Source organism: Bradyrhizobium sp. Arg816 (genome assembly GCF_029989365.1).
Lineage (GTDB): Bacteria > Pseudomonadota > Alphaproteobacteria > Rhizobiales > Xanthobacteraceae > Bradyrhizobium.
The window spans coordinates 21,164-39,001 of sequence record NZ_JAPRAQ010000008.1; the positions used below are offsets into that span (position 1 = coordinate 21,164).

The 17,838-nt window shown below is 65.1% G+C and carries 18 protein-coding genes; 16 read left to right on the top strand and 2 right to left on the bottom strand.

Annotated features, from left to right (window positions below):
• Positions 1-103 precede the first annotated feature (103 nt).
• A complete protein-coding gene (locus OWC48_RS20550) occupies positions 104-1,105 on the bottom strand; it encodes an adenosine kinase (RefSeq protein ID WP_282521600.1) in 1,002 nt (333 codons plus the stop codon).
• Positions 1,106-1,229: 124 nt separating this feature from the next.
• On the opposite strand from OWC48_RS20550, the gene murJ reads away from it, so the two are divergent.
• The 16 genes from murJ (at position 1,230) to trmB (ending at position 16,378) form a co-directional block, all read left to right on the top strand.
• The gene (gene murJ, locus OWC48_RS20555) at positions 1,230-2,780 is read left to right on the top strand and encodes a murein biosynthesis integral membrane protein MurJ (protein WP_282521601.1); all 1,551 of its coding nucleotides are present in this window, start codon (positions 1,230-1,232) and stop codon (positions 2,778-2,780) included.
• A gap of 75 nt (positions 2,781-2,855) precedes the next feature.
• Positions 2,856-3,908 (top strand): tryptophan--tRNA ligase, encoded by a 1,053-nt coding sequence (gene trpS / locus OWC48_RS20560; RefSeq protein ID WP_282521602.1) that lies wholly within the window; start codon positions 2,856-2,858, stop codon positions 3,906-3,908.
• Positions 3,909-4,018: 110 nt separating this feature from the next.
• On the top strand, positions 4,019-4,513 hold the full coding sequence (locus tag OWC48_RS20565) for a universal stress protein (protein WP_282521603.1): 495 nt from the start codon (positions 4,019-4,021) through the stop codon (positions 4,511-4,513).
• A gap of 321 nt (positions 4,514-4,834) precedes the next feature.
• A complete protein-coding gene (locus OWC48_RS20570; RefSeq protein ID WP_028150592.1) occupies positions 4,835-5,404 on the top strand; it encodes a NifU family protein in 570 nt (189 codons plus the stop codon).
• An 88-nt stretch (positions 5,405-5,492) separates the two neighbouring features.
• Positions 5,493-6,188, top strand: a complete 696-nt coding sequence (gene tsaB, locus OWC48_RS20575) for a tRNA (adenosine(37)-N6)-threonylcarbamoyltransferase complex dimerization subunit type 1 TsaB (protein ID WP_282521604.1) — start codon at positions 5,493-5,495, stop codon at positions 6,186-6,188.
• A complete protein-coding gene (rimI, locus tag OWC48_RS20580; RefSeq protein ID WP_282521605.1) occupies positions 6,185-6,670 on the top strand; it encodes a ribosomal protein S18-alanine N-acetyltransferase in 486 nt (161 codons plus the stop codon). Before tsaB ends, rimI begins: the two co-directional genes overlap by 4 nt.
• 38 nt (positions 6,671-6,708) lie before the next feature.
• Complete coding sequence (locus OWC48_RS20585) at positions 6,709-7,164, top strand: Fur family transcriptional regulator (protein ID WP_028150589.1); 456 nt, start codon at positions 6,709-6,711, stop codon at positions 7,162-7,164.
• Positions 7,165-7,168: 4 nt separating this feature from the next.
• Positions 7,169-7,849: an HAD family hydrolase gene (locus tag OWC48_RS20590; protein WP_282521606.1), complete on the top strand. Its 681-nt coding sequence runs from the start codon at positions 7,169-7,171 to the stop codon at positions 7,847-7,849.
• A 189-nt stretch (positions 7,850-8,038) separates the two neighbouring features.
• Positions 8,039-9,433, top strand: a complete 1,395-nt coding sequence (gene miaB, locus OWC48_RS20595; protein WP_282521607.1) for a tRNA (N6-isopentenyl adenosine(37)-C2)-methylthiotransferase MiaB — start codon at positions 8,039-8,041, stop codon at positions 9,431-9,433.
• Positions 9,434-9,497: 64 nt separating this feature from the next.
• Positions 9,498-10,493, top strand: coding sequence for a PhoH family protein (locus tag OWC48_RS20600; RefSeq protein WP_282521608.1), 996 nt, complete (start codon positions 9,498-9,500; stop codon positions 10,491-10,493).
• An 82-nt stretch (positions 10,494-10,575) separates the two neighbouring features.
• A complete protein-coding gene (ybeY, locus tag OWC48_RS20605; protein WP_404979803.1) occupies positions 10,576-11,064 on the top strand; it encodes an rRNA maturation RNase YbeY in 489 nt (162 codons plus the stop codon).
• A 1-nt stretch (position 11,065) separates the two neighbouring features.
• Positions 11,066-12,184, top strand: coding sequence for a hemolysin family protein (locus tag OWC48_RS20610; protein ID WP_282521610.1), 1,119 nt, complete (start codon positions 11,066-11,068; stop codon positions 12,182-12,184).
• Positions 12,181-13,794 (top strand): apolipoprotein N-acyltransferase, encoded by a 1,614-nt coding sequence (gene lnt / locus OWC48_RS20615; protein WP_282521611.1) that lies wholly within the window; start codon positions 12,181-12,183, stop codon positions 13,792-13,794. Before OWC48_RS20610 ends, lnt begins: the two co-directional genes overlap by 4 nt.
• A gap of 220 nt (positions 13,795-14,014) precedes the next feature.
• The gene (locus tag OWC48_RS20620; RefSeq protein WP_008131807.1) at positions 14,015-14,428 is read left to right on the top strand and encodes a helix-turn-helix domain-containing protein; all 414 of its coding nucleotides are present in this window, start codon (positions 14,015-14,017) and stop codon (positions 14,426-14,428) included.
• An 85-nt stretch (positions 14,429-14,513) separates the two neighbouring features.
• On the top strand, positions 14,514-15,671 hold the full coding sequence (locus OWC48_RS20625) for a M20 family metallopeptidase (protein WP_282521612.1): 1,158 nt from the start codon (positions 14,514-14,516) through the stop codon (positions 15,669-15,671).
• Entirely contained in the window at positions 15,668-16,378 is a 711-nt protein-coding gene (gene trmB, locus OWC48_RS20630) for a tRNA (guanosine(46)-N7)-methyltransferase TrmB (RefSeq protein WP_282521613.1), read from the top strand. Before OWC48_RS20625 ends, trmB begins: the two co-directional genes overlap by 4 nt.
• On the opposite strand, the gene OWC48_RS20635 is transcribed toward trmB, so the two are convergent.
• Positions 16,375-17,457, bottom strand: coding sequence for a DUF2336 domain-containing protein (locus tag OWC48_RS20635; protein ID WP_282521614.1), 1,083 nt, complete (start codon positions 17,455-17,457; stop codon positions 16,375-16,377). The genes trmB and OWC48_RS20635 overlap by 4 nt on opposite strands.
• Positions 17,458-17,838: the final 381 nt, after the last annotated feature.

Sequence of the window (17,838 nt, forward strand, 5' to 3'; positions counted from 1 at the left end):
GAATCCAGTACGCCGCGGCCTCTCGATGAACCACTAAGGTCTCGGAGTACTGGGTCGCCCGGTCAAGCCGGGCGACGACAGCTGAGAATGAGGCGGCGTCGCCTTAAACCGTTAACCCGCGCTGCTGCGCCAGCTCCTTCAGCGACACCTGCGGACGCGCGCCGATGTGCTGGATCACTTCGGCAGCCGCGAGCGCGCCGAGCTCGCCGCACTGCTTGTGCGCAAGGTTGCGCGCGAGACCGTACAGGAAGCCGGCGGCGAAGAGATCACCGGCGCCGGTGGTGTCCACGAGCTTCACGATCGGCGAAGCCGGCGCTGCGACGGCCTCGGTCGGCGTCACCACCACGCAGCCCTTCTCGCTGCGGGTGACCACGCCGAGACTGACGTCGTTGCGCAGCTGCTTCAGCGCAGTGTCGAAGTCCGAGGTCGTGTAGAGCGAATGCAGCTCGGACTCGTTGGCGAACACGATGTCGACGGTGCCATTGCGCATCAGCCCGAGGAATTCGTCGCGATAGCGGTCGACGCAGAACGAATCCGACAGCGTCAGCGCCACCTTGCGCTTGGCATCATGGGCGATCTGGGCCGCCTTGACGAAGGCGTCCTTGGCGTTCTTGGGGTCCCAGAGATAGCCTTCGAGATAGACGATACCGGCAGACGCGATCTCGGCCGGATCGATGTCGGCGGGCGACAAATCCTGCGCGGCGCCGAGATAGGTGTTCATGGTGCGCTCGCCGTCACCAGTGACCAGGATGTAGGAACAGCCGGTCGCAGGGCCATCCTTCGCAGCGGGCGTGTTGAAGGCGACGCCGGCGGCGCGGATGTCGTGGACATAGAGCTTGCCGATCTGGTCGTCCTTGACCTTGCCGACATAGGCCGCGCGTGCCCCGAGGCTGCCGATGCCGACGATGGTGTTGGCGGCAGAGCCCCCCGAGACTTCCGTCGCCGGGCCCATGTCCTTGTAGATGGCGGCGGCCCGCGCCTCATCGATCAGGGACATGCTGCCCTTGGTCATGCCGTGCTTGCCCAAAAAGGCCTCGTCGGTCTTGACCAGCACGTCGAACAGCGCGTTGCCGATGCCGAGAACGTCATATTTCACGTCAGCCATTCACCTTGATCCTGTTTGCCGGATTGCGATACCCGCGAAAATCCGCTTCCTGTCAGTCTGAAATCTGGCTCGCGGCCTATCACGACCGGCCCCAAGCGGGCAAGCAACGGTATTATGATTCCCGATGATCCGCTCCTTCCTGACAGTCTCGACGGGAACATTGGCCTCGCGGCTGCTGGGCTTTGCCCGCGATTCCATGATTGCCGCTCTGTTGGGCACCGGCGTGGTGGCCGATGCGTTTCTGGCCGCGTTCCAGCTCGTCAATGTGGTACGCCGGTTGCTCAGCGAGGGGGCGCTGAACGCGGCGCTGATCCCGGCCTGGCTGCGCGTCCGTGACCGCGACGGCGAAGAGGCCGCATCAGCGTTCGCCGGGCGCGTGCTCGGCACGGTCAGCGCGGCGCTGATCGCGATCTCGATCGTCATCGCACTTGTGATGCCACTGATCATCACGGTGATCGCGCCCGGATTTCTGGGTAGCGGCACGCGCGATCTCGCCGTCGAGAATGCGCGGCTGATGCTGCCTTATCTCGCCTTTGCCGGCCCCGTCACGGTGCTGATGGGACTGCTCAACGCACAAGGCCGCTTCGCTCTCACGGCGTTCTCGCCGCTGCTGTTCAATATCGCGCTCATTGCCGCGATCGCGGCGCTGCTCGCCTGGCATGCTGATGCGAGTTTCGCCGCGTGGATGCTCGCCGCCACGGTCGGCGTCGCCGGCCTGCTGCAATTGCTGATGCTGCTGTCGCAGCGAAGTGCGCAACTGGCGACGCCGCTGCATGTCAGCTTCGACCAGGAGATGCGCGCCTTCTTTGCCAAAGCCATCCCGGGCATGATCGCAAGCTCGGGCCCGCAATGGCTGATGGTTGCCGGCGCGATCATCGCCTCCGCCACGCCCTCCGCGGTGTCCTGGCTCTATTTCGCCAACCGCCTGATCGAGCTGCCGCTCGGCATCGTCGGTGTCGCCATGGGCACGGTGCTGGTGCCGGAGCTGACGCGCGCGGTGCGTAGCGGCGACCGTAACGCCGTGGCACATGCGGAATCGCGCGCGCTGGAACTGGCGACCGGGCTGGCGCTGCCCGCGACGCTCGGCCTGATCGTTCTGGCCGAGCCGATCGTGCGATTGCTGTTCGAGCATGGCGCGTTCGGCGCGGACGACAGTGCGGCCACCGCGCATGCGCTGATGTGGCTGGCGCTGGGCCTGCCGGCGCATGTGCTGATCAAGGCGCTGTCGCCGGCCTACTATGCCCGCAGCGACACGATGACGCCGCTGCTGGCAACCGCCAAGGGCTTTGTGGTCGCGATCGCCCTCGCTGTCGTGCTCGGGCACGTCCTTGGCACGAGCGGAATCGCTGCCAGCATCGCGGCCGGCGCCTGGAGCAGTGCGATCTCGCTGCTGCGGAAAGGCACCAGCGAGTTCGGCTTCTCGGTCGATGCGGCCGCCCGCAACCGGCTGCCGCGGATCGTGCTCGCCGCGGCTGCCATGGGCGCCCTGCTCTGGCTGACGACCGGCCTGTCGCCCGCCGAGGCGCATGGGCTGATCCGCTTCATCGTCCTGGGCGTGCAGATCGCAGCCGCAATCGCCGTCTATGGCGTGCTCCTGCAGGTCCTCGGCGCGGCCTCATGGCGCGAGGCGGCCAACGTGCTGAAGCGCCCGGCCCGGACTGGGTCCGAGGCGTGACGCCATCGAATTACCCTTGACGGGGCAGCGCCGCTGTTGGAAACGACGGCCGAATACCTTCCAGGAAGACTTACCATGGCATTCGTTGAACGGGTCTTTTCAGGCGTCCAGCCGACCGGCAATCTGCATCTCGGCAATTATCTCGGCGCGATCGTCAACTTCGTGAAGATGCAGGAAACCCACAACTGCATCTATTGCGTCGTCGACATGCACGCGATCACGCAAGGCGTGGACGTCTGGGGCGGGCCGGTCGAGCTCGCGCGCAACACCCGCGAGGTGACCGCCGCGTTCATCGCGAGCGGCATCGATCCGAAGAAGCACATCGTGTTCAACCAGAGCCAGGTCTCCGGCCATGCCGAGCTCGCCTGGATCTTCAACTGCGTCGCGCGCATGGGTTGGCTGGGCCGCATGACCCAGTTCAAGGAGAAGGCCGGCAAGGATCGCGAGAACGCGTCCGTGGGTCTGTTCGACTATCCCGTGCTGATGGCCGCCGACATTCTGCTGTACCGCGCCACCCACGTTCCGGTCGGCGAGGACCAGAAGCAGCATCTCGAGCTCTCGCGCGACATCGCGCAGAAGTTCAACAACGACTTTGGTGACTCGATCCGCAGCCTCGGCGCCAATGACGGCCTGTTCTTCCCGCTGCCGGAACCGCTGATCACAGGACCGGCGACGCGCGTAATGTCCTTGCGCGACGGCACCAAGAAGATGTCGAAGTCGGATGCGTCCGACAATTCGCGCATCAATTTGACCGACGACGCCGACACCATCGCGCAGAAGGTGCGCAAGGCGAAGACCGATCCGGAGCCGCTGCCGTCAGAGGAAAAGGGCCTGGAAGCGCGCCCCGAGGCCGACAATCTCGTCGGCATCTTCGCCGCGCTCTCCGGCCGCTCCAAGGCCGACGTGCTCAGAGAATTCGGCGGCGGCCAGTTCTCCAGCTTCAAGAATTCCCTGGTGGATCTGTGCGTCACGAAACTCTCGCCGATCGCCGGCGAGATGAAGCGCCTCGTCGCCGACCCCGGTCATATCGACGCGATCCTGAACGATGGCGCCGACCGGGCCCGCGCCATCGCCGACGAGACCATGAAGCTCTCGAAGGACATCGTCGGCTTCATCCGCCGGCGCTGATTTCCCGCATTTGCGAGACCCGGCCGGCGTCCACTGCGCCGGCCGCTTCTCCTCTCCCCAAGCGTGAGGGAGTGTGGCAGCATGCCGGCCGTGCACATTCCGGGACATGCATGACCAGCAAGCGACTTTGCTTCGAGCCGGGTCACAAGCCCAAATGCCTCGTGATCGTCGATGACACCGCCGAATGGGATCGCGCGGTCTATTATGCCAGCCGCTGGGCGATCCGTGCCGGCGGCGGCGTGGTGATGCTGCGCATCATCGAGTCCGAGCAGCAGAGCCAGGAATGGCTGGGTGTCGCCGACATCATGCGCGCCGAGGCGCAGGAGGCGGCGGAAGCCGCGCTCGACCGCGCCGCCGGCCGCGCCAACGGCATCGCGGCGATCACCCCGGAGCGGGTGATCCGCGAAGGCGATGCAATGGAGCAACTGCTCGCGGTGATCGACGAGGACCCTGACATCGCCATGCTGGTGCTCGCCGCCAATCCCGGCGCGGAGGGTCCGGGACCCTTGGTCGCACTGCTCGCGCATGAATTGGGCACGTTCCCGGTGCCGGTGACGATCATCTCGGGCGCGCTGAGCGACGGAAGCGTGGATTCGCTGTCGTAACCTGTTTCTTACCCTCCCCTGGAAGGGTCCGAGACGAGCGTAGCTCGCTCGTGGGTCGCTTCGCATGGAGCGAAGCGAAATGCGGAGCGGGGTGGGGTCACGGTCTCTCCGCCTCGCACACGGCCCGTATGGAGAGATCACCCCACCCCGCTCGCGCTTCGCGCGATCGATCCTCCCCCTCCAGGGAAGGGTAAGCGGAGTCCAACCCTCTGAAAATCTTGAACTAATGCCCCACTCCCCCTTGACCGTGCGTTCCTCGTCGCCATCTGCTACTGGATAGCTTGCGCGCCGGCCTTGAACCGGCGACGTCTGGAGAAAACCATGTTCATTCAAACCGAAGCCACCCCCAATCCCGCCACGCTGAAGTTCATTCCGGGCCGCGTCGTCGTCGACGGCGGCCCGATGGAATTTTCGAGCCGCGAATCGGCCACGCGCTCGCCGCTGGCCGAAAAGCTGTTCGACGTGCCCGGCGTCACCGGCGTGTTCTATGGATCGGATTTCATCACCGTGACCAAGGCGAACGGTGAATGGCAGCAGCTCAAGCCCGCGATCCTCGGCGCCATCATGGAGCACTACATGTCCGGCGCGCCGTTGCTCGCCGATGGCGCGGCTCCAAGCGATGCCGAGCTCGACGACGAGGACGAGTTCTTCGACGAGTCCGATGCCGAGACGGTCGACATGATCAAGGATCTGATCGAGACCCGCGTGCGGCCCGCGGTCGCCAATGACGGCGGCGACATCACCTTCCGCGGCTTCAAGGACGGGATCGTCTATCTCAACATGAAGGGCTCCTGCGCCGGCTGCCCGTCATCGACCGCGACGCTCCAGCACGGCATTCAGAATTTGCTGAAGCATTTCGTGCCCGACGTGGTCGAAGTCCGGCCGATGTAATCGGTAAGCGAATGGCGAGTAGCGAATGGCGAATGGCATTCCGATCGGCTAGAGTGTTCGCTATTCGCCACTCGCCATTCGCTTTTCCATGCTGATCCTTGCCATTGATACCGCGCTGGAGGCGTGCGCGGCCGCCGTTCTCGACACCGACGCCGGCCAGCTGCTTGCGCAGGAATCGCTTCTGATGAAGCGCGGCCACGCCGAAGCGCTGATGCCGATGATCGCGCGCGTGATGCAATCGGCCGATCTTGCCTTCACCTCGCTCGACCGCATCGCCGTCACCGTCGGCCCCGGAAGCTTCACGGGCCTGAGGGTCGGCATTTCGGCGGCGCGCGGCCTCGCGCTTGCGGCGAAGCGGCCCGCCGTCGGGCTGACGACGCTTTCGGCCTATGCCGCCACCGTCGTCGGCCAGAGCGGAACGGCGCCGGTGATCTCGGCAATCGACGCGCGGCACGATCACGTCTACTTCCAAATCGTGGCCGGCGACGGCAGCCAGCTGGTGCGGCCGAGCGTCGCTCCCATTGACGCGGCGATCGCGGCCTCGCAATTCGGTGCGCCGCATCTGGTCGGCAATGCCGCAAAGATCCTCGCCGATCGCTGGCCGAAGGACGGTCCGCAACCCGTTGCGGTCGACGCCCAGCCCGCGCCCGACATCGGCTGGGTCGCCTGGCTCGGCGCCGCGGCCAATCCCGAAACCACGCCGGCGCGGCCGTTCTATCTGAAGGCGCCCGACGCAAAGCCGGCCGCACAGCCACACCTCGCCGCACAAGCCGCAACCTCATGATGAGATGGTTTTCGGAATGGTGGCGCGGCGGCACGGCCGCCGTCGAGCCGGCCTCCACGCGCGACGCCGCGCGGCTGGCGCAACTGCACGGACAATCCTTTGCCCGCGGCTGGGGCGAAAGCGAGTTCGAAGGCATGATCGGCGAGCGCAACACGCTCGTGCACCGGTTGCGGCTCGGCCGCAAGACCATCGGATTCGCGGTCTCGCGGATCGGCGCGGACGAAGCGGAAATCCTCTCTATCGCGGTCGACCAGGCTCACCGCGGCCGTGGCCTTTCCCACACACTGCTGATGACGCATCTCGGCCACCTCGCGGGGCGCGGCGTGCGCACAATATTTCTCGAAGTCGAAGAAAATAACCAGCCGGCGCGGCGGCTCTACGATCGGGCCGGATTCATGGTGGTCGGGCGCCGCGAACGCTACTATAAGCAGCCCAACGGGGAACAATTGAACGCACTTCTGATGCGACGTGACTTGTCGTAACATTGATGGCAGAAAGCGCCCCGTCAGGCAGACACCCTATGACTGGACTTAAACCTTCCTCCGCCTCCAAGGCGACCGGCATCGAGGCACGCTGCGCCGCCACCGGCATGCGCATGACCGAGCAGCGCCGCGTCATCGCCCGCGTGCTGGCGGAATCGGTCGACCACCCCGACGTCGAGGAACTGTACCGGCGCTGCGTCGCCGTCGACGACAAGATCTCGATCTCGACCGTGTATCGCACCGTCAAGCTGTTCGAGGATGCCGGCATCATCGAGCGCCATGATTTCCGCGAGGGCCGCGCGCGCTACGAGACGATGCGCGACAGCCATCACGACCACCTCATCAATCTGCGCGACGGCAAGGTGATCGAGTTCACCTCCGAAGAGATCGAGAAGCTGCAGGCGGAGATTGCCCGCAAGCTCGGCTACAAGCTGGTCGATCATCGGCTCGAGCTCTATTGCGTTCCGCTCGACGACGACAAGCCGACGTCTTGATCTAGTGTCCATCGATCTCATCATCTTCGATTGCGACGGCGTGCTCGTGGACAGCGAGGTCATTTCCTGTCGCGCGCATGCCGACGTGCTCACGCGGCACGGTTATCCGATCACGTCGGAGCAGGTGTTGGTGCGCTTCCTCGGCGTCTCCGAGAAAGACGCGCGGCGGATGGTCGAGCAGGAGATCGGCCGCAGTCTTCCCGACGATCTCGAGAGCCAGGTGAGTGCAGCCACGCTGCAATTCTACGCCAGCGATCTCCAGCCGATCACCCATGTCGCGGCAGCGATTGGCGCGATCGATTTGCCCAAATGCGTCGCATCGAGCGGCACGCCGGAAAAGATCCATCACGGCCTGACCTGCGCCGGACTCTACGACCTGCTCGCCCCGAACATCTTTTCCGCAAGCCAGGTCGCACGCGGCAAGCCCGCACCCGACCTGTTCCTCTTTGCCGCCGCGCAGATGAAGGTCGCACCGGAACGATGCCTGGTGATCGAGGACAGCGTCCCCGGCGTAACCGGCGCACACGCCGCCGGGATGGCCGTGCTGGGGTTTCATGGCGGCAGCCACTGCCCGCCGGGTCACGCCGAAAGGCTGCGAGCCGCCGGCGCCGGCCTGACGTTCGACGATATGCGGCAATTGCCGGAGCTGGTCCGGCGGGTCGAGGCGGACGCCCCGGCGGGCTGATTCCGACCAATTGGCATCATCCGGGGCACGAACGGTGCGCGTGAAGGGTCGAATCCCGAGGTTTTGCTGAAATTCCGGGTTCACCCGCCTTCTGGGCGCCCCGGAATACCGTTTGGGGCCCCCAATCGCTGGATTTTCGCCCCTCTAGCCTATATCTGAGGGGCGTCCTCCACCTCAATTCCGGGTTCCATGACGCCGCCGCGCAAGCTGCACATCAAATCATATGGCTGTCAGATGAACGTCTACGATGCCCAGCGCATGGTGGACACGCTGGCTCCTGAAGGATTCGTGGAGACGGCCAACGCGGAGGATGCCGACCTCGTCATCCTCAACACCTGCCATATCCGCGAGAAGGCCTCCGAAAAGGTCTATTCCGAGCTTGGCCGGCTGCGGGTCGCCAAGGACGAGGCCGCGCGCGGGGGCCGGGCGATGCAGATCGCGGTGGCGGGCTGCGTGGCGCAGGCCGAGGGTGGGGAGATCACGCGCCGCGCGCCGGTGGTTGACGTCGTGGTCGGCCCGCAGAGCTATCATCACCTTCCGGAGCTTTTGAAGCGCGCGCGCGACGAAGGTCGTGCGATCGAGACCGAATTTCCCGCAGCCGACAAGTTCGGCTTCCTGGCCCAGCCCAAACCCGACGCGATCCGTGCGCGCGGCGTTTCCGCTTTCGTCACGGTGCAGGAAGGCTGCGACAAGTTCTGCACCTTCTGCGTGGTGCCCTATACGCGCGGCGCCGAAGTCTCGCGTCCCGTGGCGAAGATCGTCGACGACGTGAAGCGGCTCGCCGACAACGGCGTGCGCGAGCTCACGCTGATCGGGCAGAACGTCAACGCCTATCACGGCGAGGGACCGGACGGGACAAGCTGGCCGCTCGGCCGGTTGCTCGAACATCTGGCGAAGATTCCGGGCATCGCGCGGCTGCGCTATTCGACCAGCCATCCCCGCGATGTCGATGACAGTTTGATTGCAGCCCATCGCGATCTCGGTGAGCTGATGCCGTTCGTGCACCTGCCGGTGCAGTCGGGTTCGGACCGGATTCTCGCCGCCATGAACCGGAAACATACCGCCGATGATTATCTCGATGTCATCGACCGTTTCCGGTCCGCGCGCCAAGATATTGCTTTTTCATCAGATTTTATCGTGGGCTTCCCCGGCGAAAGCGAGCAAGATTTTCTCGCCACCCTCGCGCTTGTCACGCAAATCGGCTACGCTGCGGCATATTCGTTCAAATACTCCGCCCGGCCGGGAACGCCGGCCGCGGATATGCAGGAGACGGTGTCCCCCGCCGAGATGGACCAGCGATTGGAGCGGCTCCAGGAACTGATCGACAGCCAGCAATCGGCCTTCAACAAGGCCGCGATTGGCTCAACGGTCGATGTGCTGTTCGAGCGTCCGGCCCGCAAGGAGGGCCAGATCGTCGGCCGCACCGCCTTCCTCCAGCCTGCGCATGTGATGGCCTCGCCCGACATCATCGGACAAATCCTGCCGGTCCGGATCGACAGCCTCGAACGCTATAGTTTCCTCGGTGAGCTCGTGACGCCGCGTAACCCGCGCGAGCCCGCTTTATCGCAAGCCATTGGAGCCTGAACCCTTGCCAAAAAGCGCATCGGATTCGTCTTCGCTCGCTCCCAGCCGCAAATTTGACCGCGACATGCAAGTTCCGCCCGAGACCCAGGTCGTCATCGACTTCGACGACAACCGCGCCGCTTCCGCGCTGGTCGGCCCCTACGGCCAGCATCTCGCTCAGATCGAGCGGCGGCTCGGCGTGGTGGTCGACTCCAAGGGCAACCACATCACCATCGGCGGCACGCGCGACGGCTGCGACGCCGCGCGCCGCGTGCTGGAGGCACTCTACGCGCAGGCCGTGAAGGGGCAGGATCTCGACCAGGGCGAAGTCGAAGGCGCGATCCGCGCCGTGATCGCACAGGGCTCGCTGTTCGAATTCGACGCCAAATCGGCCAAATCCACCTTCGACAGCATCAATTTGCGCAAGCGCCCGGTGCGCGCGCGCACCGCCGCGCAGGATTCCTACATCCGCGCGCTGAAGCGCCACGAGCTGGTGTTCGGCATCGGCCCCGCCGGCACCGGCAAGACCTGGCTCGCGGTCGCGCATGCCGCGCAGCTGTTCGAGCGCAAGGAAGTCGACAAGATCATCCTGTCGCGTCCGGCGGTCGAGGCCGGCGAGCGGCTCGGCTTTTTGCCCGGCGATCTCCGCGAGAAGGTCGATCCGTATCTCCGTCCGATCTACGACGCGCTTTACGACCTCATGGACGCGCGCATCGTCGAGCGGGCGCTCCAGACCGGCGAGATCGAGATCGCGCCGCTCGCCTTCATGCGCGGCCGCACGCTGACCAACGCTGCCATCATCCTGGACGAGGCGCAGAACACCACGTCGATGCAGATGAAGATGTTCTTGACCCGTCTCGGCGAGAACAGCCGCATGATCGTGACGGGCGATCCCTCGCAGATCGACCTGCCGAACGGCCAGACCTCGGGCCTCGCCGAGGCAACGCGCCTGTTGAGCGGCGTCGAAGGCATTGCACAAGTTCATTTCAAAGCCGAGGACGTGATCCGCCACGAGCTCGTGGCACGAATCGTCTCTGCCTATGAAGGGCAGCCGCAACGGCCGGCCGCCGGTAAATCCTGACGAGACAACAGCCGGACCATATGGGCGCGGACAGGGCGTCCTTTGGTTCCGAACAAACAAGATGTCACATCCAAACCTTCCCATGACCGAGGTCCTCGTCGTTGCCGATTGCTGGCAGCGCGAGCCCGATTCCGAAACGGTGATCCAGCGTGCGGTGGCAGCCGCCGCCGAGAGTGTCGACGAGGACGTTGCCGACGCCGAAGTGGCCGTGATGCTGACCGATGATGCCGGCATCCGCACGCTCAACAGCAACTGGCGCGGCATCGACAAGCCGACCAACGTGCTGTCGTTCCCCGCGCTCCAGCCGGAGGGCGAGTGGAAGGAAGGCGATGCGCCGCGCATGCTCGGCGACATCGCGATCGCCTACGAGACCATGCGGCGCGAGGCGGACGAGGAACAGAAGCCGTTCGATCATCATTTGAGCCATCTCGCCGTGCATGGTTTCCTGCACCTGATCGGCTACGACCACGAGAACGATGGCGACGCGGAGGAGATGGAAGCGCTCGAACGAGAGATCCTGTCTCATCTCGGCATACCCGATCCCTATGCAGACCGCCCGGGGACGCATTGAGATGCCCGATTCCGACCCTATTCACGACAATCCGCGCAATACCGCCAATTTGCCGGTCGTGGTGACATCAGGCGAGGTGATGCGGCCGACCGCGGAAGGCTGGCTGCTGCGTGCCATTCGCACCCTGTTCGGCTGGAAGGCGGGATCGGTGCGCGACGATCTCCAGGTCGTGCTCGATGCCACGACGCCTGACGACACCGGCTTCTCGACCGTCGAGCGCACCATGTTGCGCAACATCCTCGGTCTGCACGAGCGCCGCATCGCCGACGTCATGGTGCATCGTGCCGACATCATCGCGGTGAAGCGCGACATCCCGCTCGGCGAGTTGATGGACCGCTTCGAGGGCGCCGGCCATTCGCGCCTCGTCGTCTACAACGAGACGCTGGATGACCCCGTCGGCATCGTCCACATCCGCGATCTGCTCGCCTTCATGACCGCGCGCGCACGGGTGTCCGAGGCCACGAAAACCAAGCGCAAGAAGCCGCTGCCGGCCGGCCTCGACCTGCGTACGGTCGACCTGGCGCTACCGCTGCAGGATGCGCGCATCATCCGCAAGCTGCTCTACGTGCCGCCGTCGATGCGCGCGATCGACCTGCTGGCGCAAATGCAGGCCACGCGCATCCATCTGGCGCTGGTGGTCGACGAATATGGCGGCAGCGACGGACTGGTTTCGCTCGAGGACATCGTCGAGCAGATCGTCGGCGAGATCGACGACGAGCATGACAGCGACGAGCCGCCCTCGATCGTGCGGCTGCCCGACAACGCCTTCATTGCAGACGCCCGCGCCAGCCTCGACGACGTCCGCACGGTGATCGGCGAGGATTTCGTCACCGGCGAGGCCGGCGAGGAAGTCGAGACGCTCGGCGGCTATCTGGTCAGCTTCGTCGGGCGCCTGCCGGTGCGCGGCGAGGTGATCTCCGGCCCCGGCCATTACGAGATCGAGGTGCTCGATGCCGATCCGCGCCGCGTCAAGCGGTTGCGCATCTCGACGCGGAAGGAGCGTCCCGCGCCGCGTACCCAGCGCGAGAGCCGCCGCCGCGAGGCCACGCCGGAGAGCGGTCAACCGCCTTCCAGCGACACGCCCGTCCCGCCGCCAAGCGACGGGACCGGTCCGCAGTGACTTCGTTCCAGCGGCTTCGGCAGATTGCGCTTGCCATCATCCTCACCTGGGGATGGAAGCGCGCGCTCGTCGCGATGGGGTGCGGCGCGCTGTCGGTGCTGGCGCTGGCGCCGTTCAATGTCTTTCCGGTGCTGTTCATTACCTTCCCGGTGCTGGTCTGGCTGATCGATGGTGCGGGCGCCGGACGATATCGCGGCGTCCCCGCCGCGGCTCTGACGGGCTATTGGTTCGGGCTCGGCTATTTCGTCCCCGGCCTCTACTGGATCGGCTACGCCTTCTTCGTCGACGCCGATGTGTTCGCTTGGCTGACGCCGTTCGCCGTGCTTGGCCTGCCGGCCTATCTCTCCATCTTCACCGCGATCGGATTCGCGCTGGCCCGCCTGCTCTGGACCAAGGATGCGACGCGCATCCTCGCGCTCGCCGCAAGCCTCACCATCGCCGAATGGCTGCGCGGTCACGCATTGACCGGCTTCCCCTGGAACGCGTTCGGCTATGCCCTGTCCGAGCCGCTGCCGCTGGCGCAGACAGCGTCGCTGATCGGCCTGTGGGGCATGACGTTCCTTAGCGTTGCGATCTTCGCAAGCCCGGCGGCGCTGATCGACCGCACGCCCGATCGCCGCCCGGCATGGCGCGCGCCGGCCGCTGCGATTGCGCTTCTGGTTGTCATGAGCATCTTCGGCGCGATCCGCCTGTCGCTGCATCCGACCACGATGGTCGCGGGTGTGAAGCTGCGCCTGATGCAGCCGGACCTCCAGCAGGACGCGAAATTCAACTACGCCGCCAAGGCGGAGGTGATGAAGAAATATCTGGCGCTGTCGGACCGCGCCTCGGGGCCGCAATCGACCGGCGTGCGCGATGCCACCATCCTGATCTGGCCGGAATCCGCCTTTCCGTTCTTCCTGACCCGCGAAGCCGACGCGATGGCTGAGATCGCCGAGCTGCTGCCGAAGGGCACGGTGCTGATCACAGGCTCGGTCCGCGCCCCCGACCTGCCGCGGGGCACGCCGATCACGCGCGCCTACAACTCGATCTACGTGATCGATCACGACGGCAGCGTGCTCTCGGTCTACGACAAGCTGCACCTCGTGCCGTTCGGCGAATTCCTGCCCTACCAGGACCTGATGGAGAAGCTCGGCTTCGAGCAACTCACGCGCGTGCGCGGCGGCTTCATTCCCGGCAGCGTGCGACATGCGCTAGCGGTGCCCGGCGCGCCGCCCGCGCTGCCGCTGATCTGCTACGAAGCAATTTTTCCAGGCGAGGTCGCCGCCCGCAACGAGCGTCCGGGCTGGATCGTGAACCTCACCAATGACGGCTGGTTCGGCATGTCGACCGGCCCCTATCAGCATCTCGAGCAGGCCCGGATGCGTGCGATCGAGCTCGGATTGCCGCTGGTCCGGTCCGCCAATACCGGCGTGTCAGCGGTGATCGATCCGGTGGGACGAACCGTTGCCAGCCTCGGCCTCGGCGTCGAAGGCATTTTGGATGCAAACCTGCCCGCCGCAATTCCGCCGACCGTCTATGCGCGGGTGGGCGACGTGCCCGCAGCCATGCTCGTTGCGCTGGCCGTGATTCTGGCGGTCCGCCGACGTGTTGCCAAACGGCACCCCTGATCACGCTCTCGCCGCCGCCGCGCCCGGAATCCTTTGACAACCGTAGTCCCACGGTTGACAGACTGCACAGGGGTTCCTCATTCTGCACCTGCTGCGAAAGACAGTGGGCGTTGCTAAATTTCTCCGCAATGTTTCCCAATAACAGGGTTTGATTTTGACGATGCTGGCACCGGAGGCATTCTTGTGATTGCGCCGAAGGTGATGTTTGGAGGCTGAGGAAATGTCGAAAGCGCCCAACCCTGTTGACAAATATGTCGGCAGCCGCGTGCGTATGCGCCGCATCATGTTGGGCATGAGCCAGGAAAAGCTCGGTGAAGCTTTGGGCCTGACTTTCCAGCAGATCCAGAAGTACGAGAAGGGCACGAATCGCGTCGGCGCGAGCCGCATCCAGCAGATCGCCGAGATTCTGCAGGTGCCGGTGTCGTTCCTGTTCGAGGGCGGGCCGAGCGGCGTGGCCGGCCCGGATGGCTTCGCCGAAGGCGCCTCGCCTTCCTATGTCTCGGACTTCCTCGCGACCTCCGAAGGTCTCGCCTTGACCAAGGCGTTCACCCGAATCACTGATTCGAAGATGCGCCGCTCGATCGTCGATCTCGTCGAGCAGATCGCCGCCCGCGAAGGTCCCGACAAACGGTGACGCGACGGCTCAATCCGATTTGAGACTGCGCCAAATCTGGCCTATGTCGTCATTTGCGGCCGCGCCCTGATGCGCGTGCTATCAGATGATGCGGTTCAAAGGCACAGATGCGTTCATGACCAAGTCCAATTGGTTCGATTCACAAACTATTCTCGATGGCATCCGCCGCTGGGTGGAGATCGAGACGCCGACGGACACACCTGAACAGGTCAACAAGCTGATCTCCGTGGTCGCGGAGCAATACCGCGATCTGCCGGTTACGCTCGAGCGCGTCGCCGGCGTCGATGGTTGCGGCGATCATCTCGTTGCACGCTCGACCTGGGGCCAGGACCGGCCGGGCATTTTGGTGCTGAGCCACCTCGATACCGTTCATCCCAGGGGATTCATCGAGCGCCTGCCGTTCAAGGTCGAAGGCGACAGCGCGTTCGGTCCCGGCATCTACGACATGAAGGGCGGCGCCTATATCGCCCATCACGCCTTTCGCGCGCTCTGCGCCGCCGGCGATCGCTCGCCGCTCGGCATCACCCATTTGTTCACCTCCGACGAGGAGATCGGCAGCCCGACCTCGCGCAAGCTGATCGAGGCGGAAGGGCGCAAGGCCAAATACGTGCTGGTGACTGAGCCCGCGCGCGACGGCGGCAAGATCGTCACCGGGCGCAAGGGCGTCGGACGATTCGAAGTCTTCATCAAGGGTGTACCCGCACATGCCGGCACGCGGCCCCAGGATGGCCGCAGCGCGATCCGCGAGCTTGCCAACGTCATCCTGGCGCTGGAAGCGATGAATGATCTGGCACGCGGCGTTACGGTGAATGTCGGCGTGGCGCGCGGCGGCACGCGCCCCAACGTCACGCCGGAAGAGGCCTATGCCGAAGTCGACCTGCGCGTGCCGAGCTTTGCCGACGCGGAAGAGTTCGTCGGCAAGATCCTCGGGCTGACGTCGAAGACGGATGGCGTCACGGTCAAGGTCACGGGCGGGCTCAACCGTCCACCCTACGAGAAGAGCAACGCAGGCGCCTCGCTGTACGAGCATGCGAAGTCGCTTGCCACCGAGATCGGCTTCGAGTTGATCGACACCCACACCGGCGGCGGCTCGGATGGCAATTTCACCGCCGCGCACACCGCAACGCTCGACGGACTCGGCGTCGACGGCAAGGGCGCACACACCCATTATGAGCAGATCTACGTCTCGTCGCTCGAACCCCGCGCGCGGCTGCTCCATCGCCTGTACCAGACGCTGCGATGAGCGAACGAAAATCAGATCCCGATCGCGATGACAGCGAGCGCGCCTTCTTCGGGCGCCGCAAGGGCCACAAGCTCAGGCAGCACCAGGCCGAGCTGATCGATCATCTGCTGCCGCATCTTTCGCTCGACATCGAGGGTGAGAAGCCGGCGAACGCCAACGATATCTTCGATCACGCGGCCGACGATGTGCGGCTCGAGATCGGCTTCGGCGGCGGCGAGCATCTTGCGGCCGAGGCCCAGAACTTCGCCACGACCGGCTTCATCGGCTGCGAGCCCTATGTCAACGGCATGGCAAAAATCCTCGCACAGATCGAGGCCGCCAACATCGGCAACATCCGCCTGTTCGCGGGCGATGCCACCGAGCTCCTGGCCTGGCTGCCGCCGGCATCGCTGTCGCGGATCGACCTGATCCATCCCGATCCCTGGCCGAAGCGGCGGCACTGGAAGCGGCGCTTCGTCCAGGACCGGACCATCGCCGCGATGGCACGCGTGCTGAGGGCGGGCGGCGAATTCCGTTTCGTGTGCGATATCGACGATTATTGCGCGTGGACGCTGATGCATCTGGCGCGATCGACGGATTTTCAGTGGCTCGCCGAATGCGCCGACGATTTCCGTCGGCCATGGGACGGCTACACCATGACGCGCTACGGCCGGAAGGCCACGCGCGAAGGGCGCAAGACGACGTATCTGCGGTTCAGGCGGCGCTAGATCGTCTGCCGGTTGCGCCAGAATTTCACGACGCGCTCGGCCGTTGACGGCATCAGGCGCGTGAAGTTCACGCGCGCCTGCTCGAGATCGGCATCGGCCGGCGTGCGATGCGGGCCGTACCACATCAGGATCAGCGCGCGCACCGTGGGCCAGCCGAGATTGAGCATGCGACCCAGGATCAGGATCGGATCGTAGCGGTCGCCCGCGACCAGGCGATCGAGGATCGAGAGGCGGACGCCGGACATCGCCGCAAGCGAGGCGATCGATTCCTCGTATTTGAGCGCCTTGGCGAAGCCGAGCAGTGCGCTCTCGCCGAGATGACCCTCGCGATGCAAGGTCAGCACCGTGCGCTGTGCAGCCGAGAAATCGCGGCGCGGCCCCGGCGGCAGCGCGGCCTCCTCGATCGCCGCCATGGCGTGCTTGATCTCGACCTGGCGCACGGGATTGACCACGCTCGAGAGGCGGCGGCGGATGACGTCGAGCGTGCCGTCGAGCAGCTGTTTCAGGTGCTCGCCCGAGAGATCGTTGCGCTGGCCGATCCTGAGCGTCAGCACGCCGTCCTGCGACGCACGCTTGATCAGCTCGGAATAGCTGCCTTGCGAGAACACCGCGCCGGCATTGCCCGCGGCGCGACGCACCACGTCACGATCGCCGCGCTCGACCAGCACGTCGGTGACGGCAACCGACAGCGCGGGGCGCTCGGTCATCGCCAGCAGATGGCCCTGGCCCTTCAGCCGCGCGATCTCGACGAGAGCGGCGTCGTCGAGCACCGGCGAGCGGCGCAACACCGGGCCCGCCACCATGATCTCGTTTTCGCGCGCGAGCTGGCTCACCAGATGCGGCGGCGCATTGTTCAGGCGCGAGAAGCGCTCGGCGAGGTCAACCCGCGAGGTAAGCTCGGCATGCGGAACGAGGTCGATCAACAGATTGTCGAAGAGATCGACGAGATCGGGACGGAGCTTCTCGGCGTCCTGGAAGAACAGCTGGGCGATGGCGCGCGCGATCTCGCCGCGACGCCGGGGGTCGCCGCGTTTGACGATATCGTCCAGTCCGGGAATGAGCGACGTGGCAGCGGTCATGAAAACGCAACTCGTACAGGGCACGCCGCGGGTGCGCCCTTGGTCCAAGCCGCCCCACAATCAGGGAATTTAGGCCTCCTAGATGAAGGAAGCGTTGCGCGGGGGGCCACAGGCCGGGCGCAAAAAGCCTCGTCTTTCCCGCGATGGGCCTTGTCCGGGAGGACGGAAAGGGCTATATCAGCGCCAATTCATCTTCTCATACGATCCGCGTAGTGAGAGTGGGCCCGAAAGGACCCGCTCTTTTTTATTACCTGAACGCGGCTTGGTGGAAGATATGCGGCCCGGCGAGCTGCCGGGATAAAGGGTTCCGAAACAGGCTCTGCAACCGAACCTGTTCAAGTCTTTAACCAAGCCTTAACCATCGAGCGCCTTGACCCCTGA